Annotated in this window: 17 protein-coding genes; 5 read left to right on the top strand and 12 right to left on the bottom strand. The window is 45.0% G+C overall.

Annotated elements, in window-relative coordinates; all coding sequences use genetic code 11:
- Nucleotides 1-67: 67 nt before the first annotated feature.
- The 3 genes from GXP65_RS08880 to GXP65_RS08870 form a co-directional block, all read right to left on the bottom strand.
- Nucleotides 68-1,741, bottom strand: coding sequence for an ABC transporter ATP-binding protein (locus tag GXP65_RS08880; protein WP_162092609.1), 1,674 nt, complete (start codon nt 1,739-1,741; stop codon nt 68-70).
- Nucleotides 1,738-3,342 (bottom strand): ABC transporter ATP-binding protein, encoded by a 1,605-nt coding sequence (locus GXP65_RS08875; RefSeq protein WP_162092608.1) that lies wholly within the window; start codon nt 3,340-3,342, stop codon nt 1,738-1,740. Before GXP65_RS08875 ends, GXP65_RS08880 begins: the two co-directional genes overlap by 4 nt.
- Before the next feature lie 119 nt (nt 3,343-3,461).
- On the bottom strand, nt 3,462-4,622 hold the full coding sequence (locus GXP65_RS08870) for a histidine decarboxylase (RefSeq protein WP_050913423.1): 1,161 nt from the start codon (nt 4,620-4,622) through the stop codon (nt 3,462-3,464).
- A gap of 594 nt (nt 4,623-5,216) precedes the next feature.
- Between GXP65_RS08870 and GXP65_RS08865 the strand changes: the two genes are divergently transcribed.
- The gene (locus GXP65_RS08865) at nt 5,217-8,093 is read left to right on the top strand and encodes a condensation domain-containing protein (protein ID WP_162092607.1); all 2,877 of its coding nucleotides are present in this window, start codon (nt 5,217-5,219) and stop codon (nt 8,091-8,093) included.
- Nucleotides 8,094-8,209: 116 nt separating this feature from the next.
- On the top strand, nt 8,210-9,535 hold the full coding sequence (gene angU, locus GXP65_RS08860) for an anguibactin biosynthesis histamine N-monooxygenase AngU (protein ID WP_162092606.1): 1,326 nt from the start codon (nt 8,210-8,212) through the stop codon (nt 9,533-9,535).
- Between the two features lie 99 nt (nt 9,536-9,634).
- Here angU and GXP65_RS08855 read toward each other — a convergent pair whose 3' ends face one another.
- The 6 genes from GXP65_RS08855 to GXP65_RS08830 all read right to left on the bottom strand — a co-directional run bounded on the left by GXP65_RS08855 (nt 9,635) and on the right by GXP65_RS08830 (nt 18,870).
- Nucleotides 9,635-10,399, bottom strand: coding sequence for an alpha/beta fold hydrolase (locus tag GXP65_RS08855; RefSeq protein ID WP_162092605.1), 765 nt, complete (start codon nt 10,397-10,399; stop codon nt 9,635-9,637).
- Nucleotides 10,400-10,401: 2 nt separating this feature from the next.
- Complete coding sequence (locus GXP65_RS08850) at nt 10,402-13,530, bottom strand: amino acid adenylation domain-containing protein (protein WP_162092604.1); 3,129 nt, start codon at nt 13,528-13,530, stop codon at nt 10,402-10,404.
- A 75-nt stretch (nt 13,531-13,605) separates the two neighbouring features.
- Nucleotides 13,606-15,798: a TonB-dependent receptor gene (locus tag GXP65_RS08845; RefSeq protein WP_162092603.1), complete on the bottom strand. Its 2,193-nt coding sequence runs from the start codon at nt 15,796-15,798 to the stop codon at nt 13,606-13,608.
- 138 nt (nt 15,799-15,936) lie between these two features.
- Nucleotides 15,937-16,920 carry a siderophore ABC transporter substrate-binding protein gene (locus GXP65_RS08840; protein WP_050910522.1) on the bottom strand — a complete coding sequence of 328 codons (984 nt, stop codon included), beginning with the start codon at nt 16,918-16,920 and terminating at the stop codon, nt 15,937-15,939.
- A 55-nt stretch (nt 16,921-16,975) separates the two neighbouring features.
- On the bottom strand, nt 16,976-17,929 hold the full coding sequence (locus tag GXP65_RS08835; protein ID WP_162092602.1) for an iron chelate uptake ABC transporter family permease subunit: 954 nt from the start codon (nt 17,927-17,929) through the stop codon (nt 16,976-16,978).
- On the bottom strand, nt 17,926-18,870 hold the full coding sequence (locus tag GXP65_RS08830; protein ID WP_162092601.1) for an iron chelate uptake ABC transporter family permease subunit: 945 nt from the start codon (nt 18,868-18,870) through the stop codon (nt 17,926-17,928). Before GXP65_RS08830 ends, GXP65_RS08835 begins: the two co-directional genes overlap by 4 nt.
- A 410-nt stretch (nt 18,871-19,280) precedes the next feature.
- On the opposite strand from GXP65_RS08830, the gene GXP65_RS08825 reads away from it, so the two are divergent.
- Nucleotides 19,281-21,416 (top strand): condensation domain-containing protein, encoded by a 2,136-nt coding sequence (locus GXP65_RS08825; RefSeq protein WP_162092600.1) that lies wholly within the window; start codon nt 19,281-19,283, stop codon nt 21,414-21,416.
- Between the two features lie 203 nt (nt 21,417-21,619).
- Here GXP65_RS08825 and GXP65_RS08820 read toward each other — a convergent pair whose 3' ends face one another.
- Nucleotides 21,620-22,354: a metallophosphoesterase gene (locus GXP65_RS08820; RefSeq protein WP_162092599.1), complete on the bottom strand. Its 735-nt coding sequence runs from the start codon at nt 22,352-22,354 to the stop codon at nt 21,620-21,622.
- 91 nt (nt 22,355-22,445) lie between these two features.
- The gene (locus GXP65_RS08815) at nt 22,446-23,324 is read right to left on the bottom strand and encodes an AEC family transporter (RefSeq protein WP_162092598.1); all 879 of its coding nucleotides are present in this window, start codon (nt 23,322-23,324) and stop codon (nt 22,446-22,448) included.
- Between the two features lie 526 nt (nt 23,325-23,850).
- Here GXP65_RS08815 and ihfA point away from each other — a divergent pair.
- A complete protein-coding gene (ihfA, locus tag GXP65_RS08810; protein ID WP_005427969.1) occupies nt 23,851-24,147 on the top strand; it encodes an integration host factor subunit alpha in 297 nt (98 codons plus the stop codon).
- A gap of 146 nt (nt 24,148-24,293) precedes the next feature.
- On the opposite strand, the gene GXP65_RS08805 is transcribed toward ihfA, so the two are convergent.
- Nucleotides 24,294-25,067 (bottom strand): RelA/SpoT domain-containing protein, encoded by a 774-nt coding sequence (locus GXP65_RS08805; protein ID WP_005428008.1) that lies wholly within the window; start codon nt 25,065-25,067, stop codon nt 24,294-24,296.
- A gap of 337 nt (nt 25,068-25,404) precedes the next feature.
- Here GXP65_RS08805 and GXP65_RS08800 point away from each other — a divergent pair, with 337 nt between their 5' ends.
- Nucleotides 25,405-26,055, top strand: coding sequence for a thiopurine S-methyltransferase (locus tag GXP65_RS08800; protein WP_162092597.1), 651 nt, complete (start codon nt 25,405-25,407; stop codon nt 26,053-26,055).
- The last annotated feature ends 69 nt before the right edge of the window (nt 26,056-26,124 follow it).

Raw genomic sequence — 26,124 nt, 5'->3', positions numbered from 1 at the left:
TATGGTCCTGTATAAAAAGCGCCCCTGTATAAAACAGGGGCGCTTTGATTTTGTTGGATTACTGAGGTCAAACGCTCATCGCTAGCGCATCAGATTCATGATCCAACTTCATTTTTTTACGATCAGTTTCAGTCGTATGTTTCTGCACATTTACCTTTTGGTTATCTATAGTGAGCTCGACTGTTGGACGCCAAATTTTTAGGTCTCGGTGTGTCACAATAATCGCTGTTGAGTTCAAATGATGGATATGTTCAGCAATTCTAGCCTCAGTGGCTTCATCCAATGCCGACGTTGCTTCGTCGAGCACGAGGATAAGGGCTTTTTTGATCAGAGCTCGTGCAATCGCCACTCGCTGCCTTTCACCACCAGATAGCCCAGAGCCTTTTTGTCCAACTGATTGATGGATACCTTTGTCCGAAGAGTCAATAAGCTCATTGAGTTCTGCGTATCTTGCAAACTGCTCAACCTCTGCGTCATTTGCTTTTGGATTACCTAAACGAATATTGTCTGCCAGCGTTCCGGTATAAATAATCGGATCTTGTGCAACGTAAGCAATATGCTGGATGAAAGATTCGTATGGGATGTCCTTAAGGTCGACACCACCAAGGGATATAGAACCTTTATTCGGGTCATCAAACCTTAGAAAAAGACCGAGTAATGTGCTTTTGCCACTGCCACTGATGCCATTAATGACCACCGTTTCGCCTTGATTGATTTCCAAACTGACATTTTCAAATAAGCCTTGATGGCTAACATGATCGAGCTCGAACTTATGGTTGCTTGGAACGGCCGCATTGTCACCAGTCGCTTCCGTAAGGGTAGGGGCATTGGTTAGTTGGCCGTAGTTATTTATTGAGGCTTTGACATCATTAATAGCAAAGCCTGCCAGCGCTAGCTCACCAAGCGGTGCTGCCGCCCGGGTAATCAAAATTAATAGCGCTAAGATTAGCAAGGGTTGATCTATTTGCATCCAAACCAGATAGGTGGCAAGGCCAGCGAGTGGCAAAATGGTGGCCAATGTGGAGATGAAAGTTGCAACTGATGCGCTTTGATTTATCCCTGTGTACACCTTCTCTTGGGCACGCCAGCTTTGATCAATACGTTCTATTGCGCGTTTTGGTCCTGCTGTCGAGCGGAGTAAATCAAAATGGTCGATAAGTTCCAGTGTTGACTTTGTCGCTTGCACATCTGCACTGTTTCGGTCTTTATCTGAGCGACTAAGGTGGCGTTGTGCCATAAATTGAGCTGATAAAGCAACGGCTAGCAGAGCACCACTCAACAGTGCAATTTGGATGCCTCCTACGACACCAATGCCAAAAACCAAGAAAACCGGCAGTAGTGGAGCATGTAAGAATGTCTGTAACTGATGGGCAGGGATTGCCATAAACCCAGGGATACCTCGCTCAGCCAGTTGGTTGAGCTGCGTGCGATGTTGCTCGTTAAACCATGCAAGTTTAGCCTTGCTGAGAGCGCGTCCCACTGCAGTGTAAAGGTCGCCAGCTAATCTAGCTCCAGAAAGAAATCCAGAACGTGTGACCAGCACGGTGACAAGCACGGCAAGGGCAGCGGCTATGATCACGTTAAGTGGTGCTGCTCGTTCTACTATGGATATCGCAAGAAAGGTATAAGCGACGGCCTCGAATAGAGCCACAAAAGTCCAACCCAGTGCGACTCGATACAAGCGAGATTTAGCGTTTAATGGGATGGTTGAGCTGGAAGAAACGGCATTTTTAGGTGTCATACTTCGTCATCCTGTCGTTGGCCACTTAATGTGAGGGTGAAATCAGCCAATTGTACGAGCTTTGAATCATGTGTCACCATGACCAGCGTCTTATTGTGTTGTTTAGTGAGCGCGGTTAGGCTTCTGATGATGTCGATTGCGGTATCGTCATCGAGAGCGCTGGTGGGCTCGTCGAGCAGAACTACATTGGCATTACTCAGAAAAACGCCCGCTAATGCGATACGTTGCTGCTGGCCGCCAGATAGCAAGCTGGCGTCAGTATCAAGATCAAGTTCTAGCCGAGCGAGTGAGAGTGCGAGACGTAACTCATCATCATTGGCGTCTGGTGCGCTCAACAGCAAGTTTTCCCTAATGGTAGTTTTAAGCACTCCGGTGTCCTGAGGGACATAACGTATTGCCAAATAGCGCGCAACTTCGGAAAGCTCGAATAGTTCCTCACGCCCTAGCGATACACTGCCATGCGCGGGTGTTTCTTGCCCTGCCAAAATACGCAGTAAGGTACTTTTTCCTGCTCCACTTGGTCCCATAATTGCGGTAAAGGAGCCTGATACAAAATCGTGGGTAAGATTATCGATGACCGTTTTTTTGTCGTTGACGACGACTAGGTTTGAAGCTTGTAATTTTTGAGGCTGAGATTTGCAATTGAGCTTGCCGCTGGCAATAGGGGCTTGTTGCAGGAAGTCACTGATGTTTTTAGCGGCATGTTTGCCTGCTGTAACGTAGTCCAGTCCGTGTCCAAGCTTTAGTACTGGCGTGACGACAGCCAATCCAAAAAAGAACACGGATGCCATAGCGGCAGGGCTTAACTGGTAGGCAATGGTGTACGCAATCGCGAAAGTGGCGACAGCTTGCAACAAAGCGATTGCAATGGCGGCGGGAAGGGCAACACTTCCTACCCACTTTACAATGCCCTGAGTAAAGCGTCTGGTAGCGTCATAATAATTGGTGAGTGCGCCCGTTTGAGTACCGTAGATACGGTTAACTCTGATCCCCCTCGTATAGTCATTCACTGCGGTTACAATATCCCCCATTATAGTCATTCGCTCAGCGCCATGTTTGGCGGCAAATCGGGGCAAAAACACTAAGTAATACAGTGACGCAATCAAACCGGGTACGAGAGTAAACAACGCGATTGGCCCGCAGAGACTCAACATAATGGCTATGGACGAGGCTGGTACGATAATGAATGTCACTAACTCTGCTGGCAAATGAGCCACCATATGATGCAGTGTATTGATGTCCTCTGATACCAAGCGACGCAACTGATTATCGCCGTATCTAGATATGGTTTTGCTCGGTAAGCGAACCAAGTGTTGCGCTACCTGACGGCGTAGACGATTGGAAAACAGGGATTCGGCATCGTGCACTAACCAAGATCCAAAAGAGGAGATAATGGCACTGATTACCCAAAGCCCTATCGCGGTGTAAACCCACTGAGTTGAAAGATCATCGATGAGTTGGATTAAGCACAATAAAGCACCTAGCTTTGCCACCGCGGCAGATACCTCACAGAGAACGCCAAGAGAAAGCTTAGTCACTGAAGGCCGCAAAGCGGGTAGTAAGGTTGGTGTGATGTAGTGCTGAATGATCTTATTTATCATTTTCTTACCTCATTTAAGCCATGAGGTATCAATGAAGAAATCAAGGTTAGGTGAGTAGTCGTTTTCATATTAAGCCTATTGAACTGATGTTCTTAACTGACATTGTTAAACGTGATGATTTAGTTTTGTCCGATGACATGCCCAAGCCCATATTCGGGCGATAAGTCGAAAATGACATCATCGATTAATGCGTCTAATTGCGCAGTGCTGTTGAGGTGCGGCATGGTGATAATATGTGCAACATCCCCAGAGGTGGCCAAAGAATGCTTGCGCCAAATCGGCTCAGACGGACACGGGAAAACGACGGTATTCGAATTCTTATTTCTCCATGCTTCAATGCCCGCTTTTTGTAGGCGTTGAACGGTATAGTCCGCCATATCCAAACAAAGCTTCACTTTAGATTGCCAATCTGACAATGAATGGCTCTTGATTGCAGTCCACATGAATAGTGCGCTATGGCCATTTCTGGAACCACTGATGGTTTGATCACGTGACGAGATGTAGTCCACTTCCACGGAAATTTGGTCAACCATATGCTGTTTGGCTAGCACGATCCCGCATGGAATCGGTGACCCGATCATTTTGTGTCCAGATACCGTGATGGAGTCGATGCCATCTTGAAACGAGTAGGGTGGTGGCTGATCCACAAATGGTAGGATCATCCCACTTAATGCGGCATCGGCATGAATGTAATAATCCTTCCTGTCGAGCCCTAGAGCAGCGAGATCATTCTGTATTCTTCCAATGTCATCGATAGCACCTCGCATAGTTGAACCAATGTTGGCAAAGATAATGGGATTGCCTTGTTGGTCTCGCTCAATTTGAGTTACGAGCTGTTGATAATCTATTTCACCATTTGATAGAGCAGGGATCTTGCGCGATGGGATGTTGAGTAATCTAGCGATTTTATCGACCGAGTAGTGGGTTTCTTCAGAGTAATAGAGATAGGCCGTTGGAAAGAGCTCACGGGCTAAATAACAGGAAAACAGGTTGCCCTCGGTACCACCGTTAGAAATATAGCCCCAACTTTCCTGATGGGGGATGTTGAACAACTGGGAGAAGTAACGCATGACGTCTTTCTCAAAGTCGAAGGAGTTGAGCTTGTAATTGCTTTCTTCTCTCCAATCTCCACAGTTATTGATGGAAAACTTCATAAATTTTTCTAATTCGGAATAATCAAAATCAGCAGATTCAGGATACCCGACGTTAAAATATTGGTTTTCGCTGCAGTAAAGCCAGAACTCGTTAAGTCTGCTTAGATCCTCATCGGATAGTTTCATTGTGTCGCCTGTTGAGTCTTATTTTCATGATTTAAAGTACAAGTGGCTGATGTACGAATAAACCTTAATCATTATTATTTATATGGTTTCTAAAGAAGAAATTATTGTATTTATAGCGTTGGTTATTTTTATTAAAAAATGAACAGCTAGCTTGCTAATGATTAAATTACTATTAGCGTAAAGGTTGCTTTATGGTGGTTTTATTTTATCGACTGTCGTGCTCTTATTATTAATGTCAAAATTAACAGTATAAAATAACAAATCGCTCTCTATTTATAGAAGTGAGTACGGTTATTTTTATACAGCATGCTTATTGCATTAAGAGTTAGAGATTAAGAGCACCAAACTATTTACGAAATATTGGGGTAACCAGAGTAAACCTCCTTATCAATCTTTCATGTTATTTATATGTCAATCTATTTTTATTCTACTGGTGGCATAGATCACGCAGCAGAAACATTCAACGCACTAGATTCCTGTCTTAACAAGGCTTAAGGCTTATCTATATAATAATATTAACATTTTTGTTGTAAATGATTATTGTTTGCAAAATAATGGCGCCTTACCGATTGATTGTCAACAAAGTGAAAGCAGATGAGTGATTTAACACCAATGCAGGCTGCATGTTGGTTTGGAAGAAATGCGAACGCTAAACTTGGTGGCGTTGCGTCCCACCTTTATACCGAATTCGATGGCAAGAATATTAACCTTGAAAAACTTCACGCTGCTTTAATAAAATTATATAAACGGCATGAAATGTTGCGATTGAAGGTTGATAGATCAGGCACCTGTTCTATTATCGATGAGCCCAATGGAAACATTTTAGAGGTAGATGACTTCAGTCAATTATCGGCTGATAAATTAACTGATTCCTTGAATGAAAAAAGAAGCCAATGGGCACATCAAAAGCTTGATTTAACACAAGGACAAGCCGCAAAGTTCTCTGTGAGTTTATTACCTGATGATGGGTTTCGCTTTCATATTGATACCGATATGATTGCTATCGATCCAGACAGCTGTCGGATTTTAATCGAGGACTTAGCGACGTTTTATGAAGGCGGTGTATTTGATACGGACGATAAGCCATCCTTTTTTGCGTGGCATGATCTCGCAAAAGAAGAGCCAGAACTCAAGCTACAGCGAAAAGTCGACCGAGCGTGGTGGAAAGCTCATTTAGAAAGTATTGCGCCAGCACCTTCCTTGCCATTCCCTGAAGGCAACCCAAGTCAAATTACAAGTGAGCACTATTCCGCTTGGCTTGATTCTGAGCAGCGATCCACTCTGTTCTCTCTCGCAAAGCAATACAAAATCACGCCCGCTAATCTGATGCTAGGTTTGTTCGCAACAACCTTAGGCACGGCGACAGGCGATGAAGCTTTTAGGGTTAACGTTCCAGTATTTTGGCGGCCACCAATAACGCAGGGTACAGAAAGGGTTGTCGGCGATTTTGTCAACTTTGTTGTGCTCAGCGTGGATATGACGCAGACCGACACGCTGATCGATTTTTGCCACTCTGTCGCCGAAAAAATGGGGCCGTTACTTGGTCATAGCTTCTATGACGGTGTGAATGTGATGCGAGACCTTTCGTTGCATCATGGCAGTGCCCAGTTAGCGCCGGTTGTTTTTACATCTGCTCTTGATTTACCGAGTGGTGATCTTTTCTCCCGCCGCGTCCATAAACATTTTGGCAAGATGAATTGGACTATCTCTCAAGGCTCTCAGGTTGCACTGGATTCACAAGTGGTGAGCATTGATGGTGGCGTCATGATTAATTGGGATGTCCGACAAGAAGCCCTACCAAAGGAATGGACATCTGCGATGTTTGATCACTTTGTGGCTCTCACCAAAAGCGTCATTTCTAACCCTAAATTATTGACCGCCTCGATGGGCAGTTTGCACTCAAAGCTCGTATGCCAGTCTGACTTAACTGCGGAGCTGAGCTCGATGCAGCGCGCATATTTATTAGGTCGAACGACGCAGATGCCATTAGGCGGAGTTGCGATGCAGGAGCTCCTTGAATATCGAGGTACGCTTTCTCCAGTTGTTATCCGTCGCAGGCTATCAGAAATGGTCATCCGATACCCAAGCTTGAGGAAATATATTGATAGTAAATCACTCGAGCTCAAAGTTAGCCTATGCCCACAAGTGAACCTGACTTTGCATGATTTATCTTGCACAGAAAAAGACAGGGTAGAAAGTGAGTTAGCGCGCTTCCGGCATGATTACAGCCACGCCATGTTTGATTTAGAACGACCGCTATGGGATATCACAATGTTTGCGCTTCCGGATGATATCACTCACGTGTTCGCGCGCTTTGATGCGTTAATCCTCGATGCTCGGTCTATTGCTGCGCTGTTGGTTGAGTTGTTTGATGGTGAAGCGCCTTACTTACCGCATATTGAACCCGAGTCATCGACAGAAGACCCGAAAATTACTCGCCATAGAGACGAAAACTATTGGCTGGAAAAACTAAAGTCCGTCGATAAACCGATGCAATTCCCTTGGCATAAATCACTCGAATCGATCCCTTGTTCTCGTTATCAAAGGCAGAGTCTTGAGATTGATAAAGAGACGGTGAAAAAGCTCGTTCGGGTTGGAGGTAAGCAGGGCCTTTACAAGAATACCATGATGATGTCAGCAGCTCTTGAGGCGATATCTTCGCATGTGAGTGATGGAAAGTTGTGTGTTGCGGTTCCGGTGTTGCCAATGGTGAGCGCGACATACTCAAGTGAATCAAGCTTTATTTCTGTTCAATGGCAAGCAGCACAAAACGATTATCTTCAGCGAGCCAAAAGCTTGCAAGCAGACACGTTAGAAGGGCTCGAACATCTCGCCTTTTCTGGGGTTGATTTGGCTCGTACTTTATTTGAGCGATGTGGACCAGGGCCGACTCTGCCGATTGTGATAACAAACGGTTTATCGTGGCCAACGCTCAGTAAGAATGCACCGATGCAACTTCAGCGTGGGCTGACACAAACTCCTCAAGTTGCAATGGATGTACGTTTTGTTGCGATGGCTGGTGGCTCGATCATGTTCAGCGTTGACTATGCCAGCGAAGCCGTGGCGGACGAACAGGTGAAAATGATATTGGATCATATCGATATGACTTTCTGCCATATGGTTGAGACTTCTCTGTTTGAAACCGCCCCTGAGCAAACTCTCAAGCCTTTGGAGTCCAGAGTGATAGAGCTTTTCGATAGACCGCTCAGCGATATGGCTGCTGAAGACTCAACCGAACAGATTATCTTTGATGTCTATTGTCAGGTGCTTGGTAAACCAGTGACTGATGAAACCAAAGAGAGCCTGCCTTTTTCCCAGTTGGGTTTGAGGCCTAACCATCTAAAACAAATCAGTACTGAATTAAATAAAGTGCTACGGGTGGAGCTGCCACCGATGCAGCTCATTCGCTGTAAAGATGCTGCGGAGGTAAAAGCGCTCGCTTTAACTCAGGGTTTCGAGGTCGTGACCTAATGCATCATTGATTTAGTGGCATGTTTTCTTCTGGGATGGTGGTGTTGACCTTGCCATTCCAGAGGTTTGCGCCTCCCACAATTCATAACGTTTTCATCTCATATCAAGGAGAAAAAGTGAATATAACAATAAAAGATATTGTCGGTATTGGAATAGGGCCATTTAACCTAGGGCTGGCTGCTTTAACTGCTCATCAACCTAAACTCGACACCGAGTTTATTGAGCGCCGGGATGGATTTAATTGGCACAGTGGTATGTTATTACCGGGTGCAACTTTACAGGTTCCTTTTTTGGCCGACTTGGTCACTATGGCCGATCCTACTCATCCGTTGAGCTATTTAAACTATCTCAAACAACATGATCGCTTGTACCAATTTTACTATTACGAAACGTTCCTTGTTCCGCGCAGCGAATATAACCATTACTGTCAATGGTCGGCTGAACAACTAGAAAACTGTACCTACAGTGAAAATGTTGTTGGTGTTGAATACTCTCAAGACAATGAGTGCTTTAAGGTTCAAAGTGAATTGACTGACGGTGGAATTAAAGAACGTTACAGTCGAAATCTAGCGATCGGTGTTGGTACTGCGCCTTGGCTACCGGAGTGGGCAAGCCATGCTGCTCACCCGTTGATTCAGCACTCTGCTAAATTTGCACACATGCGCGAGGAGTTGGCTAAATGTAACAGCGTCACCGTGGTAGGTTCGGGCCAAAGTGCAGCGGAGTGTGTTCTCAACTTATATCGAGATTTGACTGATGAGCAGATCAAAGGCGGCGCGAGGGTTAATTGGGTAACTCGCTCTGCTGGCTTCCATCCGATGGAAGCATCTAAGCTGGGCCAAGAGTGCTTTACTCCGGCATACATGGACTATTTTCACACGCTTTCACGTGAGAAACGTCGAAACATCGTAGAAGGACAAGGGCAACTATATAAAGGGATAAGTGGGTATACCATCGCGGATGTCTTTGACTTACTTTATGAGCGTTCGATAGGAGGGCGAGAGCCGGGACTGAATTTGTATTCTAACTGTCAGGTGAATGATATTGAGATTATCGACGGCTCTGATGTATTTGCGGTGTCGTGCTATCAATCACAGCAGGAAAAAGCATTCACACTTCATACTAATGCTGTCATTTGTGCCACAGGTTACACGCATCAATGGCCAGCATGGTTGGAGGCACTGAAAGGATCGGTGTTAGCCGTGGATGAGCATGGCGATTTGATTGTTGAATCGGACTTTTCTGCTCAACGTTGTGATCAGGGGGTTGGACACGTCTTTGTCCAAAATCCAGAAGTCTTCCAACATGGCGTCGGCGGCCCCGACCTGGGGATTGGTGCTCATCGAAACGCTTCAATCATCAATACGGTGTTAGGTGAAGAAGTGTATCGTTTACCTGAGAAGTCGGCTTTCCAAACTTACGGCACTCCAGAGGCACATTGATTAATTGACAGAAGAGGGCATGCAACCATTTAGATTGCATGCCCTTACCTTTTGTTATTTTGGTGTCGATGAGTCACGCCGCATTTAAGCGTAACTTGTTCAGATTTGAGGACATTTCAGTTCGTTCGAGAAAGCCCTTAGACAGTCGATCATCTTTTGAGCATTCTCAGTGATATAGAAATGAGACCCTTCGACAACAAGATGATCGCGCACTTCATTACACCAGAGTTTCCAATCATCTACTTCAGCAAAGTACGCTTCAGAATCACGATCTCCTGATATTAAAAGTGTTGGGACGGATAGTTTAGCCTGATCATCCGGTGCTGACGGGAACAGATACCTCTCCGTCGCAGTGAAATCCGCTCGTAAAGCGGGAAGAAAGATCGACCACCATTGTGGGTTATCGAGTAGGCTGCGATCACACCCTCCCATATCAACCAGATTCTCAAGGAAGGCTTGATCGTCACAGTCGCCTATCAATCTCCGCCCCCGAATATGAGGCGCTTGGCATCCAGATATCACCAAACCCTGCGGCGATTGGCCTAATTTAATAAGTTGCTTCGACGCTTCATACGCCACTTGCGCACCCATACTGTGGCCAATGATGACGGTCTTTTCGATTGGTAGGCTACTCGCTACTAGGGCTTGAACCAGTTCCTCGGCCAGTGATTCGATGGTCTCAATGCCGGGCTCGTCAATTCGCGCTTCTCTACCTGCATACACCATCACTGAAATGGATTCATTCGAGAGGTTGAGCTTACGCCAGCTCGTGAAGGTTCGGCTGCCACCTCCTGCGAAAGGGCACACTACATAATGTGTATCGCAATGTGCCTCAGAAGTTGCGATAGTCACTAGAGGACTCATGATCACGCTCCTTGAGGTGTTGTGATTTTACACCTTTCCATTATGAGAGCGAACGCTTCGAGCGTAGGGTAACGATACAATACCGACAACTTGATCGGGTATCCCGCTTTGTGACAGCGTTGAATCAATTCAACTGCGCGATAAGCATCACCTCCAGATTGGAAAAAGTCACTGAGCTTATGGAATGCTTGTTGCCCGAGTACATCACCCCAAAGCTCTGCTATTTTAAGTTCGCTGGCAGAAACCAATGGCTTTTCTGAGTTCGAACATTGGCTTCTTTTACGACTTGTCATCTGAGCGAGTGCTTTATGATCAACTTTACCATTGGCGGTAAGAGGCAATGCATCAAGCAATAGGATACGTTGAGGCAACATGTATTTTGGCAATTGATCCTTCAACTGGCGTTGTATGTCCTCAGTATTCAGAGGTTTGGTTGCCGTTTGTGCTGAATCCGTGACAACAAAAGCGACGAGTGTCTTATCTTTTTTGCCTGCTGCCAATGCAACCGCTCGCTGCACTTGAGGAATCGTATTAAGTGCGGCTTCGATTTCACCTAGCTCAATGCGGTATCCACCGACTTTGACTTGTTTGTCTTGGCGTCCCAAAAATTCGAGCGTACCATTTGGCCAGTAGCACCCCATATCTCCTGTTCGATACCAAGGTTGGCCATCCAGTGTTAAAAATTGTGCTTGGGTTCTCGGCTCATCATTAAAATACCCGAGTGCTACGCCATCACCGCCAATCCAGAGCTCTCCGGGTACCCAATCTGGACAGTCTCTCCCCAGCTCGTCAACCACTCGATATTGCTGTCTTGGTAAAGGGTATCCGTAGGGGATAGAACGCCAGTCATTCGGGACTTGCTCAACATCGAATACGTTAGACCAAATCGATGCCTCGGTCGCCCCACCCATTGCGATGAACTTTCCATCAGATCGATACTTGCGATAACGAGCAGGGAGATCGAGCCCTATCCAGTCGCCTGACAGCATGGTTAACCTAAGACGGGAAGGGGCCTTGGAGTTAAAACACGTAGAATAGGTTAATAGCATATCGAAAAGGGCTGGAACGCTATTCCACATCGTGACGTTGTGATCTTCAACTGCTTTACACCAAGCTCTTGGGTCTCTTCTGTCCGATTCATTCACTAACACAACCGCACCACCAGCGGACAATAAGCCGAAGATGTCATAAACAGAGAGATCGAAGTGAAGCGCTGAGAGAGCAAGCACACGATCGTGATGGTCGACTTGATAACGTTGATTCAGGGCGATACAGGTATTGAGAGCACCTTGGTGAGAGATCACCACCCCTTTTGGTGTGCCTGTCGAGCCCGAAGTGTAAATTATATAAGCTGGCTGCTCTGGGTCTACTTCTGGAGACTTGTCCAGTGGGCTGCTTTCTATCGCGTCTTGCCATGTGAGGTAAGTGAAACCGTTGGCTGATGTGGCATCTGTCACAGCCTCTTCGTCGGTAATGACCACGTTAATGCCTGCGCCTAGATAAATGCCTTCACGCCTTTCCTTAGGCTGATCGAGAGAAACCGGCACATAAATAGCGCCTGCATACAAAATGCCCAAGACTGCGACAATCTGGCCAATACCTTTATCCATGCTTATCGCGACACGATCTCCCGGCTCAACGCCTGCTAGTGTCAACGTCTTAGCACAACGCTCTGCATAGTCCGCTAACGTTTGGTAATTGAGTGAAATTTTGCCGTGGATAACTGCCGTAGCATTAGGGAAGCGCTCGGCGTTTTCCCAGAAACCATGATGGAGTAAACCTTCTGGCAGAGGTTGGTTATCTTGGTTGTTGATAGCACGACGCACCGAGATTTGATTTTTAGGCAGCGATACGGGTAAAGGTTGATTCCAGTGACTCTCCGCTTGGCTGAGATGTTCGAGCAGTTCGGAGAAGGTGCACAGCATATCTTGTATCATGTCTGCTGGGAAAAGGGCATCCTGACTGTCCCAATGCAATTCGAGCCCGTTTTGTGAAATAGTGGCATGCAGGGAGAGCCATGTATTTGCTGATTGGTAACAGCCCCATACTGGTTTTTGATTGACGGTTGATAGCTGACTAGAAAAAGCGATGTTGGCTGGATAGCGATGGGATTCTGAAAGCTTTGCTAATTGTTGGACAAGCGGGAAAATCGCCATGGTTGGAAACGATTGAGCTTGTTCGAAGTGACTTTGGTTCTCTTTTACAAGTGAAACAAAACGCTGATTGATTCCTGATAGGCTGACCAATAGCGGCTGAGTAAATTGACCCATAACATCAAGGTGAGCTGTGTTTTTATGGCAATCAAACCTTAACATCATCTCTCTCTGTTGCCCCCACAGGGAGAGTACTGCGGCGAACACGCTCGCTAATGTCAGTTCTGATGTAACCTCATAGGCTTGGCTGTATTTGACTATCCGATGCCATTTGTCTGTTGGCAACGCTAATGTTCGCCTTGTTACGCCTGTCTCAATCAGCTTCTCCGGTTCACAAAGCGTTGGGACATTAGCGGAACTTGGTAGATTGAGTAAATGTTCTTCCCAGTCGTTACTGCTGTTCGATGGTATCTTGACCAACTCACTATCGACCAACTGTTGATGCGATACGAATACTTGCTCCTCAGTAGCAAAGCTCAGACTTGTGCCCTGTAACATTTGAGCAAGTTGTTCAAAAAACAGCATCACACTTGGCATATCGACGACAACAGAGTTGAAACGAGCGTGCAGCCTGATGGTATTTGATGGCAAAAGGCTCACGACCAAGTAAACCGTTGCGGACGAACGGCTTGTTGTCAGTTCAGTGCGGGCGTGCTTCAGCTTCTCAATAGCCTCTTCTTCAGAAACGGAGGTTAAGTCATTAACGGCGAACGCATCTAAATGAGGCGTGTTAGATTTTTGGAGGAAGAAATCGTCGCTGATAGTGGCCTTAAGCATCGGGTGATGGTTAATTAAAACCTCTAGGCAAGGTTTAAAGGTGTCCCAAGATGTATTTGTGTAATCAAATTCTTGATAGATAAAATTAGCTATCGACCTCTGTTCGCTGCGCTGCTTTTGAGTGGATAGCAACCAGCTTTGATATGAGGTTAAAGGTAATGCTGCCTCTTGGTGGAAAGGTAATGGTTCGCTTTGTTTCATTGTGAACTCTCTTAAAAAGCCAAGCAGAAAAGAAAAAGCCCTTAGTCAGATAGCTAAGGGCGTAAGAGGATAGGACTAGAAATCCGCAGTGGCTGATAACATCACTGTGCGTGGTGAACCTAGCGCAAGGGTGGCGTAATGTGTGCTTGTCCAGTAGTCTTCATCGGTCACGTTATTGACGTTAAGACGCCAAACGACGTTGGTTTCTGCGATGGTGGAATTGTATCTAGCACCAAGGTCAAAAATCGTCTGCGCTGATAATGATTGCGTGTTCTGCGCATCAATATATTGCTCAGACATGTAGTTAGCTTGGCCAATAAGTGTGAGATCACGCATCGCAGGTAAGTTCCACTCCAGTGCGAGCTTCGCTTGGAATTTTGGTTGCTTTGTTGCTTGTTTACCTTCAGTCGTCACGTCGGTTGCTTTGGTAATTTCGGCATCGGTGTATGCTACGCCACCTGTTAGTGTGTAGTCTTCAAGTACGGTACCGTAGAAGCCCCATTCAGCACCACGGTTACGTTGCTCACCGCCAAATGAATAGATATCAGTGACAGGATCTTGATATCCATTTGGCTTTTTGATCTCGAACAGGCTGAAGGTATGGGCAAAGTCGTCAAGATCAAGTTTCAGCCCGGCTTCGATTTGTTTGGTTTTCTGCGGCGCGAATGCCTCTCCGATATTCGCAGATCCTCTCGGTGCTGTTTTACCGTTGGTTAAGCCTTCGATGTAGTTGCCGTATAGTGAGGCAGAGCTCGATACTTTGTACAATAAGGCAACGGCAGGGGTGACTGCGCTTTCTTTTAGTTTTGTGGTTGGCAGTGACATGCCATTCATAACAATACCGGATTCAAAGTCGATGCTTTGATGACGAACGCCCAGTGTTAATTGGTAGGTGCCATCAGCAAAAGAGAGGGTGTCTGCGATTCCATAGCTCACGAGAGTCGAATCAACCGGTAATTGGTAGTAATTGTCATAGCCTGAAGGCGCTGGCCCCCAAACTGGATCGTAGATATTTGGTTTCCAAGACTCAGGCGCGTTGTTCCCTGCTGGCGCGTCGTGTTTATCTTCTCTAAAGTAAGTACCATTCAGTACCAGATAGTGCTCAACTGGTCCTGTATCAAATTCACTACGAACCCCAACATCACCTGATGTACGTTTACTGTCTAACTTTACTGCGCCTTGAGAGACTTCAAGCGTGCCTGAGTTATCAATAATTTTGATTCTTTGTGGAACATTGGAATCGAAATCAGTTCGACTGCCTCCTAGCGCAGTATAGAGCGTGACAGAGTCAGTAACGTCGAGCTCGCCACGAATCATCATGCCTTTATCTTTACTGTCGTTGTATGCCCAGTCTGGCGCTAAAAGGGTGTCGGATGAAGGTGGTGGTGGAACTTTCACGCCGGGAGCGATGCTTAGGCCTCGGTTCGCGCCATCAACTCGCTCAGTGCTGTAATAAAAATCGGCTTCTACGAGGGCAATATTGTTGCGCCAGTCCAGGCTCAATGCAGCGAGCTGCGTTTTACTGCTCTGATGGTTCAACGCTGTGTCACCATCTTTAAATGCCCCGTTGAAACGCACGCCAAATTGATCATTCGCTCCAAAACGACGGCCGATGTCGATGTGTCCACCGAATTGGGCGTCAGATAAGTAGTTAAGCGTAAAGGCAGTGGTTGGTGTTTCAGCTGCGCGCTTGGTGACAAGATTAACAGAGCCTCCAACGGAGCCGTTTGGAGCCATACCATTGAGAAGTGCAGATGGGCCTTTTAGTACATCAACACGCTGAAACATCTCTGGGCTAACACGGTAATAAGGTGCAATGCCGTAAAGACCATTAAACATGACATCGCCGACATCGAGGTTAAATCCTCGTACTTTAAAGCTTTCTTTATTTAACCCTGTTTCGCCGCTTGTGAAAACGGATGGATCCGTCGCTGAGATCACGTCCGAAATATCTTGTGCTTGTACGTCTTGAATTTGTTTGTCTGTGTATCCGAGCGCATTGAAAGGTGTCTCGAGAAAGTCTTTGTCGCCCAACATACCTAGGCTGCTTTCGGTTGAGATCTTACCAGCAGCATAGCCTTTATTGGCTTCGCCAAATACCGTCATGGACTCGTCTGATTCGATTTCATCGGCATGTGCAAGATTAATTGGTAGTGCAGACACACCAAGTTGAAGCGCGATGACGAGTGCAACGCGACTTGGGCTTAGCGTTCCGTTAAGTACCTTTTTTGAAGAATTCGCTGCTATCTGATGATAGTTATAAGTCATTATTATTTCCTTGTTCTTACTTTGGCTGGCTCACATCCGTCCTGACGCCAGAGACGGCTTTGATCGTTGGGCTACTTGCGGCCCAACTTATTGTTGTAAAGCGGTTAATTATTTAGATATTCGTTACAAAACGATTTGCTATAAGGCCGAGCTTTCGTAACCTTTGATGATGTCGTCAATGACAATTTTTAGGGACGTCACACTGGCAGAAGTGATGTACCAAGCATCTGGATCAACAAAAACGACGTGACCGTTTTTCCATGCCTTTGTTTGGCGAAGGAGTGGGTTTGCCAAATGTTCTGCATCTATTATTGGCTTTCCTTGCATCACTGCGGTCCTGTCGATGATGTAAAGAATGTCTGGGTTGGCTTGGCTAATGAATTCGCTGGAAATCGGCTGACCATGTAAGCTGGTTTCGACTTTCTCACTTGCTGGCTTTACGCCCAATACATCAAAGACAAAACCATATCGAGATTCGACACCAAATGAACTGAAGGCTCCGTTGTTGTGCATTACCACCAAGGCTTTCTCTGGACGCTCGGTGGTGACAGCTCGAACCTCTGCAACTTTTGCATCTATTTCTGCAACCTTCTGCTGTGCTAGCTCTTGCTTGCCGAAGATCTCTCCCAAGTCAACAAGGTGCTTTTTGATAACATCAACGTGGTGACCACGGCTATTGCGATAGTCGATGTCAAAGTGCAAAGTCGGTGCGAGTTGGGATAGCTCTTCATATCGGGTGGTGTGAAGTGGCGTCATTAACACAAGGTCAGGCTTTAAAGCGTAGACCTTTTCCATGTTTGGCTGAACGATTGCTCCGAGGTCGACGATTTCCGGGGATTCTTTATACGCTTCGAGGAAGTGAGGGATAAAGTCTTTGACCATTCCCGCAATCGGAACATTTAACTGATCTAAAAAGTCTACCTCGTTCATGTCTAGTGCCGCTACTCGTTGCGGACGGCTTGAAATTACGGTCTCACCAAGGTTGTGTTCGATCACGATTGGAGTATCGAGTGGCTGGGCGGCTTGAGTTTTAGCAATGGCGGCAGTGGGCTCGCAAGCCGTCAATACACCAAGAGAACAGCAAGCAAGAGCGACACTCAAGCTTAGAGTGCTTTTAAACATGAGACATTTCCTTTTGTTGTCGTTAGATTGCCTTTTCAAAGGCGAGTTACAGTCTTTAAATCTGGCTTCTAGCTCTGATTGTGATGGCGAGAAAATAACCACCACAAAGCACGTTGACCAAGATAGAGACGGTAGTTTTATAGTTAAATAGATGCTCGACCATGAGCTGCCCCGTCAGAAACATGATGATGGCAATAGCACAAGCCGCCCACAGTACCTGCCCATAACTCGATGATCTGGACGTTGAATAAGCGATGTTGGCGATGAAAATCCCCATAAATGCGGTAGGGCCAATTAAACTGGTCGAAATAGCGACGAGTATTGCAATGACAGCAAAATATTTTGGAATGTAGTGCTTATCGCTAAGGCCTAATGACATTGCTTGGTCTCGGCCAAGTCCAATGACGTCTAATTCACGAGACCATCGTTTTACAAAGAATGCGAATACGCTTAACACCGTGCACGCGAAGAGCAGGGTAGAAGGTTTTGCTCTTTCAAATGACGTATAGCTGAGCCCTTGAAGTATCGAAAACTCACCAGGGCTGATTCTAAGTTGGACGAACTGGGCAATGGTTGTTAGAACCATCGTGAGCACAAAGCCAATCAAAAGTACTTGGTGCATATCACGCTGAAACTTCTTGAGAACCCAGAATTGAATCGCAAATGAGTACATAAGGATCAGCAGTGTTGAGATAGCGAAATTACCGATGACACCAAGCGCTGCGCTTCCTGCAGTACCTGCAATCAACAAAAGTAGGGACTGCCATACAAGGTAAACAGACTCATACCCCATGATTGATGGCGTTAAAATTCGGTTGCCGACCAAGGCTTGAAAAATAACTGCGGAAATCGCGACACAGCTACCGCCCACAACGATCGCTCCGAGCTTAATGAGCCTTTTCGGTATGATGTAATCAAAATCCAATCCGGAGTTAACGAAAACAAAAGTCATAGATAGGATGCTCAACAGCATCACCGTGACAATTGTGTTTGTGTTAAGAGCTTTCATGCACGTGCTCCTTTGAGGAGCAATACAAGAAATAGGGTGCCACCAATCGCACTCGCGGTGAGGCCGATCGGAACCTCAAAAGGAAAGACCACAAGTCTGCTTATCACATCACAAAAAATAAGCAGTGATGCGCCACCCAATGCCACGATTGGCAGTGTGTTTTTCAGGTGGTCGCCATATTTTAGTGCGACAAGGTTTGGGATCACTAAACCGACAAAATGAATTGCCCCGACGGTCACGACGGCCACAGCAACGGTCACGGAAACCAGCATCAGACCTAACGCTGCCGTTGTTGCGAAGTTAATGCCCAAGTTAGATGCTGCATCTTCTCCCATGCCCATGACGGTAAATTTATTTGCGTAGAAGTAGGTCAACAGAGTGGTGGGTAAGATCAGGTAAATGATCTCGTAGTGTTCCTGTACGACCTTAGAAAAGTCTCCCATTAACCAGCCAGACATGCTTTGGAGAACGTTATTTTGATAAGCGTAAAATTCAGCGATTGCGCTCAATACGCTGCCGAACATCAGTCCAATGACTGGGACCAATGCTGAATTACTGAATTTAATTTTTCGTACGATCGCGATGTAAATGAGCCCTGCTGCAAAGCAAAATACGACAGCAAAAATCATGCGCTCAAGCTTATCTGAGTTTGGCAACATGACGATCGATACCAAAATACCAAGCTTGGCAGCATCTAGGCCGCCGGTAGTTCCAGGCTCTACAAAACGATTTCTGACGATGTGTTGCAAGATGACGCCGCACATCGCCAAGCCGGCCCCAGTCAGAATCAACGCAACCAACCTCGGAAGTCTGCTAGCAGTAATCGGCAACCAAGCACTTTCGTCCATCTTCAGCAGTAGTGACCAATCGATTGGATTGGCGCCAATAAAAATGGAAACGATACACAATAAAAAGAAAACAAAGATAATTTTAGCGTTCATACGGCATGCAGTCCGAAATAAATAAGAGACAGGTGCCTTTCAATATTATTGAATGGAAATAATGGTATGAAATACGAAAAAATAATATTCCACGTCGATATTGATTGTGGATTGAAAATATGTCGACGTCTTTTTTATTGCTGAATAATAAGGTCACAACTTCACTCTCAAAAAGCCTTTTTCGGCATTTAAAACTGAGATATATACTGAGATTTCCCATCAATAGGCTAAAGATCTGAGTGAAAGAATTTGTGTCTATAACTCAGATTTATTATTAGCTTGACGTGAAATGCAAATCTAAATGATAATTAATCCTATCATTATTGTATCGAATTCGTATACAGTTAAATGCATAAACTTGAAAAAATATTTGTCTGCCTATTGAGCGGTTAAAAAAGAGTCAGAATTATATGTATAACGTCACAGAAGAAACAAAAAAGCGATTACCAATCACCGATGCTGAAGAAACAATATGGATGCAGCAGCTTCAAGAACCAGAAAGCATCTCATGGTTTTTGAATTGCTATGCTATTGATAGTAATAGTAAAAACTGGCTTATTGAAGAGGCATTTAAAAAGCTCGCCATCGAAGATTATGGGCTCAATTTACGCTATGGATTTTCTGAAGAATTTGAGCTGGAAAAATGGCTCGATACAGAAGGCGAGCAGATAAGTAGTGTTATACAAATTCCAAAAAAACAACTCTCAGAGCTAATTGAAACCCTGAAAACGACACCATGGCAACCTGAACATCAATCTCCATTTAGATTAGTTATCGTAGAAATAGAGCAGGAAAAGTTCATATTTATCGTCAGCCATCCTATAATTGAAAATCAATTAAGTGACTTTAATGTCATTAATTGTTTCAAGAGTAACTATGACTTGCTGAATAAGGATTCTTTGGTAAGCAGCTTAGTTTTTCAAGAAGTCGATTTATCTGATTTTAATTGTCATAGTGGTTCTAATGATAAAATTAAAGATATAATTTTGACTGAGTTTAGAACGAGCCTTGATGACTCTAGTATTGAATTAGATGACGACTTTTTTGAAGTCGGTGGACATTCTCTGTTGGCCACGCGAATTATCGGTAACTTGATGAACAATCATGGTATCGAAATCAGCTTTAATGATTTTTTCAAATTCCCAAGTGCTGAAGCGCTTGCTGAATGTGCTTCGTTAAATCAGTCTGCCTCAAATTCTATGCTTGAAGAAGAGGGGATCTCACAACGCTCAATATCGGATGAGGGCGCGCCACTGTCATTCGCGCAAGCGTTCCTTTGGGATGCACACATTGCCACTGGGAAATGTGCGATCTTCAATTTGCCATTTGCCATGCGTTTTGATGCTGAGGTTGATGAGGAGGCATTTAAACTCGCATTTCTAGATCTGTTGATTCGTCATACTGGGCTAAGAACGCTATTCGTTGATATGGACGGTGGAGCCGTTCAGCGTGTGATTCCAGAACAGGATCTTTCAAGCTATGTATGGTTCTGGAACAGCTCAGAGGCGGGTGACGCAAGCTTGGAATCCGAAGCGGCTTACGTTTTTGATTTAGGTAAAGAGTTACCTCTACGAGTTCGCTTCTTTAAAGATGAGCAGACTGGTCAACAAGTTCTTTCTTTCCTTATTCATCATATGGTGATTGATGAATGGTCATTGAATAATCTGATGCCGGAACTTTCTAAAGCTTATTTAGCACGTGTTCAAGGTTTAGAGCCTACGTGGGATAAACCGGCGAATTCTATTCATGATTATGCCACTATTCAAAGGGAGCGTGGCGTCAATGCAGTGGACCTTGCTTACTGGGTTGAACGATTACAAGGTGCGACTCGCGGGTTGGATTTAGCCACGTCAGATGTTGGTCAGCTGCCTGCGGATATCAATCCAATTGAAGCTAACTGGTTGGAAATTGATTTAGGTACGCATGCGCATGACGTTGTCTCTTCGATCTCAAGAGAGCAAAACTCGTCGATTTTTAGTGTCGTATACTCGGCAATTGCTCAAGCCCTCCACGAAGCCGGCAATTTAAAAGATCTTGTGATTGGTACATCTGCATCTGGACGAGACGATGCGAAGTATTTCGATTCGGTAGGGTACTTTACGACCATGGTTGCGCACCGTGTGATGTTTAAACCTGAGCAGTCCTTTGTTGAATTGGTTCAAGAGATCACTCAAACCATTAATGACTCGATGCCACATGCAACGGTTCCTATCGATAGAGTACAGCGGGAACTTGGTTTAGATCCTAAAGATGGACTTATGTTCGACGTTTACGCTCAAATTCATGCAGATAATGCACTATACGGCGCTTTGGAACAGCCTGATGGTGATTCAATTGCGTACCAGCAAATTCTACCGAATAAAACTGAGTCGCTATTTGGCTTGCACTTCGAGATGATGGAGAATGTTGTCGATGGTCAACGAACCTTACGCTTAATCGTGACTTATCAGACCGCACGTTACAGTGCTGAACAAATAGCAAGTATTGGTCAGAAAATGAAAGACCTTCTAACCAATCAAACGGTGTTTAAGCACGAATTAGCCTAAATCCAGCGAAAGCAACAGTAACTTATAGAACCAATGACCTGTGGAACCAATGGTCATTGGAACTTAGAAGGTTGTTGTTGCTTATCGAGCGCTGAAATTGGAACTGGGCTGATGTAGGCCCAGTTCCTGTTTGTTGAGTATCGGAACAGTCTATACCCTCGACCTATAGCTTAATTGACCTATAGCGTAATTGGTTATTTTGATTAGTTACGCGGTAACCAAATGGGTGTCGCGGTGATACCATCACCCTCGAAGCAGAGCTTATTCACGCCAATTTGCTCACTTCGATTATATTCTTTAATACTGTGATCAAAGCCGTAGGCTGTCGCCGGTGCCATGTGTTGGGTGACGCCTCGCTGTGTGGCCGTTAATGCATCATGGCCATGTCCGCAGATAACGTCTCGAACCTGATGTTCGGCCAACAATCTAAGTAAACTCGCGTCGTTCTCTAAGCAAATGGCTTTCATCCATTCTGAACCGACGGGAATAATAGGATGATGGACAACAATAATTGGGTTGGTTGTGTCGCGAAGTTGCTTGGTCAAACGTGCGATTCCGCGCTTATCGATCCTGCCAGAGCCTAGAGGATGGCGCTTATCAAGCGGTTTGGTGCTGGAATCCAAGAACAAGACTTCACGATTATGGATTATCGCTTTATCTGTGACTTTGATACTACTGCCGAGCAGTTCTTGCTTCATCAATTTAGCATCATCGTGGTTGCCAGCAATCGCGAAGATATTTTTCCCCTCGACATGAGCCTCTACCAAATTAACGAAGGCGTGATAGTCACCGGGTTTAGGATTGCAACAAAGATCACCAGTAAACAAAAGGGTATCGCAGGAAGCGTCGCTTTGGGCAAGAAGTAATGCTTTACGCAAGTTCTCAAAACTGGATTTATCACTCAAGTGACAATCACTGATCTGGATAATGGACTTCATATCGTTTAGGTTCGCGGGGGAATTAATATTTTTCTGCCAGTCTAACATTCAACCTTATGGCTGCAATCGTAAAGTGAATGATAAGGCATCGCTAAGAGAGCGAAAGAGTAAACATAAGCAATAACGGTAACGTGATTATGCTGAAAAAGTTCCCAAACAGAACCATTGAAGCGACGGTCATTGGCTCAATATTCAGCCGCTCGGCAAACAAATAGTTCATTACGGCTGGTGGCAGCATGGTGAACAACACCATCATTTGCAGTTGCATCGTAGGCAGTGGAATCAACCAATAAATAATTGCAAACGCTACTGCTCCTGTCACAAGTGATTGTAACGTACACATCAGACCAACCTTCAGGCCACTGAGCCTTAGATTGAGCATTTGTGCGCCCAATGAGAGCAGCATAACCGGTACAGCAGCTTGACCAAGTAACGCGGTAGCTTCGTAAAGCGGGTTCCAAACGCTAACCCCGGACAGGTTAATCACTAATGCGAGCGTAGCGGATAAGAAAATTGGCATCTTGATGATTTGCTTGAGTGGATTGCCGCTACTAAGCAGCATGACGCCTAAGCTGATGTGCAAACAGGCGGAGACAACGAACAAGAGTACCGCAGAAGGGAGAGCCAATTCTCCAAAGGTATAAGTGAACAACGGGATGGCAAGGTTTCCGCTATTTCTAAACATATGTGGTGGTGCCCATGTTTTGAAGTATAGCCCGCTTAGCTTTGCGATAGGTATCATCACAACACCCGGTATGACAACGGCAATAATAGCAGCAAGTAAAAGAGGAACTTGGCCCATATCAATCGGCATGCTGACTAGCGATGAAAATACAAGTGCTGGTGTAAACACATCCATATTGATGCGATTGATCGGGCGGAAATCTGGCTTTATGTAGCGCCCAACTAAATACCCAACAAAAACTAACGCAAAAACAGGGAATAGAATACTGACGACTTGGTGAAGCATGTTGGTACTCTGACGATGGGGTAGAATGCGCAAACAGTATCAATCTTTCCATTCATCGTCATGGTAATGGACACAGAACTTTGTCTTTGTTCAAGGTTTGATTTTCTGCCGGAACAGCAGAAACAGAATAAAAACTCCAATGAATACAACTGGTCAGATCTATTTGTAGAGTGACTCAAACCACTGAAAAATTAAGAGGTTTTGTGTCAGTTGTTTGTAAAATGACCAGTATCTGACATTTTTGTTAAATAGTGAATAATCTTGTTTTTATGTTGAATTCTAGATTCTTGAACTGGATAATTTCCATAGTTTAGAAGTAATTAAAGTAAAATATGGTATTGGTGGTGGGTAAAGTACTTCGATGATGAAACATTCGGTATATTAGCAAAGAAAAAAGTTGGCGAAAATCATAAGCTTGTCATACACTTCCAAATGTAACCCCGATATGTTGTTGAAATGGTAGGGTAAAACTGCTCTGGCGCTACACTAAGGTAGCATTGTTTAACATAGCTTTGAGGAAAGTTTTATGGCGCTCACAAAAGCCGAACTTGCAGAAAACCTGTTTGATAAATTGGGATTTAGTAAACGGGACGCCAAGGAAACGGTGGAAGTGTTCTTTGAAGAAATTCGCAAGGCACTAGAAAGTGGCGAACAGGTAAAACTGTCAGGTTTTGGTAACTTTGACCTTCGTGACAAAAACGAACGACCTGGTCGTAACCCGAAAACGGGTGAAGATATCCCTATTACTGCTCGACGTGTCGTTACGTTCCGCCCGGGTCAGAAGTTGAAAGCTCGCGTAGAGAACCTAAAGGCAGACCAGTAAGCCATGTAAAATGGAATGAGACCACGCTTTGTCGTGGTCTTTTTGTTTGTGTATTCCGGTACTTGCTAAAGAACAAATAAAAAGCCACCGCAATCGCGGTGGCTTTTCAGTATTGGTGAGGGTTAGTTTATGGAGAAACTGCTCGCTTACGCAGCTTCTAAGTGTGTTGTTAGGTATGGGTGCCAAGCTTCTTGATACAAGTTTTTCGATTGAGTACGCATGTTACGAATCGATGCCGTCTCGATGTCGTTGAGGCTTCGGCCTTCCACTAACGCTTGTCGTTCGATCTTTTGGATCTGTTCATACAAGTCATGCTCTGGACCACTTTTCACGTCAGCAATGGCTTTAAGGTGCAGTTGAACTTCAGCAATCAAATTCGTTTTAGGAAGACGTACCAGTAAGTTCAAGTCACGGTAACCAGATGCGGTTGGTTTCTTAAAGCGGTTTTTCACTTTAACGATAGTTGTTTCACGTTCTAGTGCTTCATATACGGATACAAGGCTTGCTACGTCATCCGCTACGATAGTTGCTCGTGCTAAGTCTGTAATTCGCTCTACTTGACCATCCAATTCGTGAGCAATTTTTTCTTCGGCACGATGTTGAGATTTAACGCCTGCGAAGTAAGGTTGGGCGTCAGTAAGAAGGGCAGTACTTTTACAGATGGTTTCTAACTCGAATTGTGCTTGGTGAGCTTTGCTGTAAAGTACGTCGAAATCTGAATAAGGCTGAGTTGGTTTGGAGTCGATTGACTGAATGCCATACAAACCACTAAGGCTATGCTTAAACAATTTTGAGCAAACTTCGTTTTGGCTAGCAGAACGGTCTTGCTCGTTACTCGGGACATTTGGAAGTGCGGCGAACGCCGGCGCACGGCTTAGTACTAAAAGCATCAATGCTGTAGTACGTAGAAATAAGCTCATTCACTCTCCTTAACTTGCTTGCACTTAGAAAATGGGTAACGAAAAGGTCACTAAGATTCGCAAATCAGGTACTACCTAAGTTAATGGGGGCTCTACGATAGATTCCAAGGTAGGTTTTTAACCTTATAGTGGAATCGTGTTCTAGATCACCATTTTGCTTTCCTTTATTCTGACACTCAGAAAAAGGAAGGGTTCATTCTTGAACGATTGCTATCCTACCATTGCAGTATTAACCAAAGATGAACAGCATAGACAAATTTGAAAAAATCATTAGTCTTAGCCCACAAAAGCAAAGCACAAAGCTAGAATCCACAATCAGCCGACAAGTAGAAGTAAAATGAGAGATCAAGAATTTTGGCACAACAAATGGGCGAGTAACCAAATTGGTTTCCACCTTGATGATGTGAACCCACTGTTACCAGCATTTTGGCAGTATACGAACCCGAAGCGTGAAGATACGGTCTTGGTACCTTTATGTGGAAAGTCAGAAGACCTAATTTGGCTTGCAACGAAACACGACCAAGTGCAAGGGGTTGAGCTAAGTTTGATCGCTGTACGTGCTTTTTTTGCAGAGCACTTCTACACACCGACCGTAACGCCAGTCACTGGTATGCACGAGTTGTATCAGTTCGATGAGTTGTCAATTTATACCGGTGACTTCTTTACGGCGCCAGTTTCTAAAGCCGATATCATTTATGACCGCGCAGCGCTCGTTGCATTGCCACAAGAGATGCGAGAAGAATACGCAACTCGCGTTAAGCAACTGTTGAACCCTGGCGGACGCATTTTACTTGTGACGCTCAATTACCCACAAGATGAGATGTCAGGCCCTCCATTTAGTGTGCCAGTCGAAGAGATTGAACAGTTGTTTGAGGGCTACAAGGTGACTTGTTTGAATGTCGATCAAGCCGACGAGAATCATCCGAAAATCGCTAAGAAAGGGCTCAGCCGCTTCTCTGAGGAAGTGTATTTAATCGAGAGCAAGTAACGGTTTCGTGCCTACACAAAGAAAAAGCGCAGCCAATTGAGCTGCGCTTTTTGTTTCTCTTGAGTGAAG

This window comes from Vibrio sp. LB10LO1, from assembly GCF_010092875.1.
In the GTDB taxonomy this organism is placed as follows: Bacteria; Pseudomonadota; Gammaproteobacteria; order Enterobacterales; family Vibrionaceae; genus Vibrio; species Vibrio campbellii.
Note: the sequence above shows the minus strand (reverse complement) of the source record. Positions and strands in the feature narration are given on the sequence as shown.

Bases quoted from the DNA above. Each gene is read 5' to 3' on its own strand.
- GXP65_RS08820 (WP_162092599.1), bottom strand. From the start codon at position 22,354: ATGAAGTCCATTATCCAGATCAGTGATTGTCACTTGAGTGATAAATCC.
- ihfA (WP_005427969.1), top strand. From the start codon at position 23,851: ATGGCGCTCACAAAAGCCGAACTTGCAGAAAACCTGTTTGATAAATTG.
- GXP65_RS08830 (WP_162092601.1), bottom strand. From the start codon at position 18,870: ATGAACGCTAAAATTATCTTTGTTTTCTTTTTATTGTGTATCGTTTCC.
- GXP65_RS08875 (WP_162092608.1), bottom strand. From the start codon at position 3,342: ATGATAAATAAGATCATTCAGCACTACATCACACCAACCTTACTACCC.
- GXP65_RS08825 (WP_162092600.1), top strand. From the start codon at position 19,281: ATGTATAACGTCACAGAAGAAACAAAAAAGCGATTACCAATCACCGAT.
- GXP65_RS08870 (WP_050913423.1), bottom strand. From the start codon at position 4,622: ATGAAACTATCCGATGAGGATCTAAGCAGACTTAACGAGTTCTGGCTT.
- GXP65_RS08800 (WP_162092597.1), top strand. From the start codon at position 25,405: ATGAGAGATCAAGAATTTTGGCACAACAAATGGGCGAGTAACCAAATT.
- GXP65_RS08865 (WP_162092607.1), top strand. From the start codon at position 5,217: ATGAGTGATTTAACACCAATGCAGGCTGCATGTTGGTTTGGAAGAAAT.
- GXP65_RS08855 (WP_162092605.1), bottom strand. From the start codon at position 10,399: ATGAGTCCTCTAGTGACTATCGCAACTTCTGAGGCACATTGCGATACA.
- GXP65_RS08840 (WP_050910522.1), bottom strand. From the start codon at position 16,920: ATGTTTAAAAGCACTCTAAGCTTGAGTGTCGCTCTTGCTTGCTGTTCT.
- GXP65_RS08815 (WP_162092598.1), bottom strand. From the start codon at position 23,324: ATGCTTCACCAAGTCGTCAGTATTCTATTCCCTGTTTTTGCGTTAGTT.
- GXP65_RS08880 (WP_162092609.1), bottom strand. From the start codon at position 1,741: ATGACACCTAAAAATGCCGTTTCTTCCAGCTCAACCATCCCATTAAAC.
- GXP65_RS08850 (WP_162092604.1), bottom strand. From the start codon at position 13,530: ATGAAACAAAGCGAACCATTACCTTTCCACCAAGAGGCAGCATTACCT.
- GXP65_RS08845 (WP_162092603.1), bottom strand. From the start codon at position 15,798: ATGACTTATAACTATCATCAGATAGCAGCGAATTCTTCAAAAAAGGTA.
- GXP65_RS08805 (WP_005428008.1), bottom strand. From the start codon at position 25,067: ATGAGCTTATTTCTACGTACTACAGCATTGATGCTTTTAGTACTAAGC.
- GXP65_RS08835 (WP_162092602.1), bottom strand. From the start codon at position 17,929: ATGAAAGCTCTTAACACAAACACAATTGTCACGGTGATGCTGTTGAGC.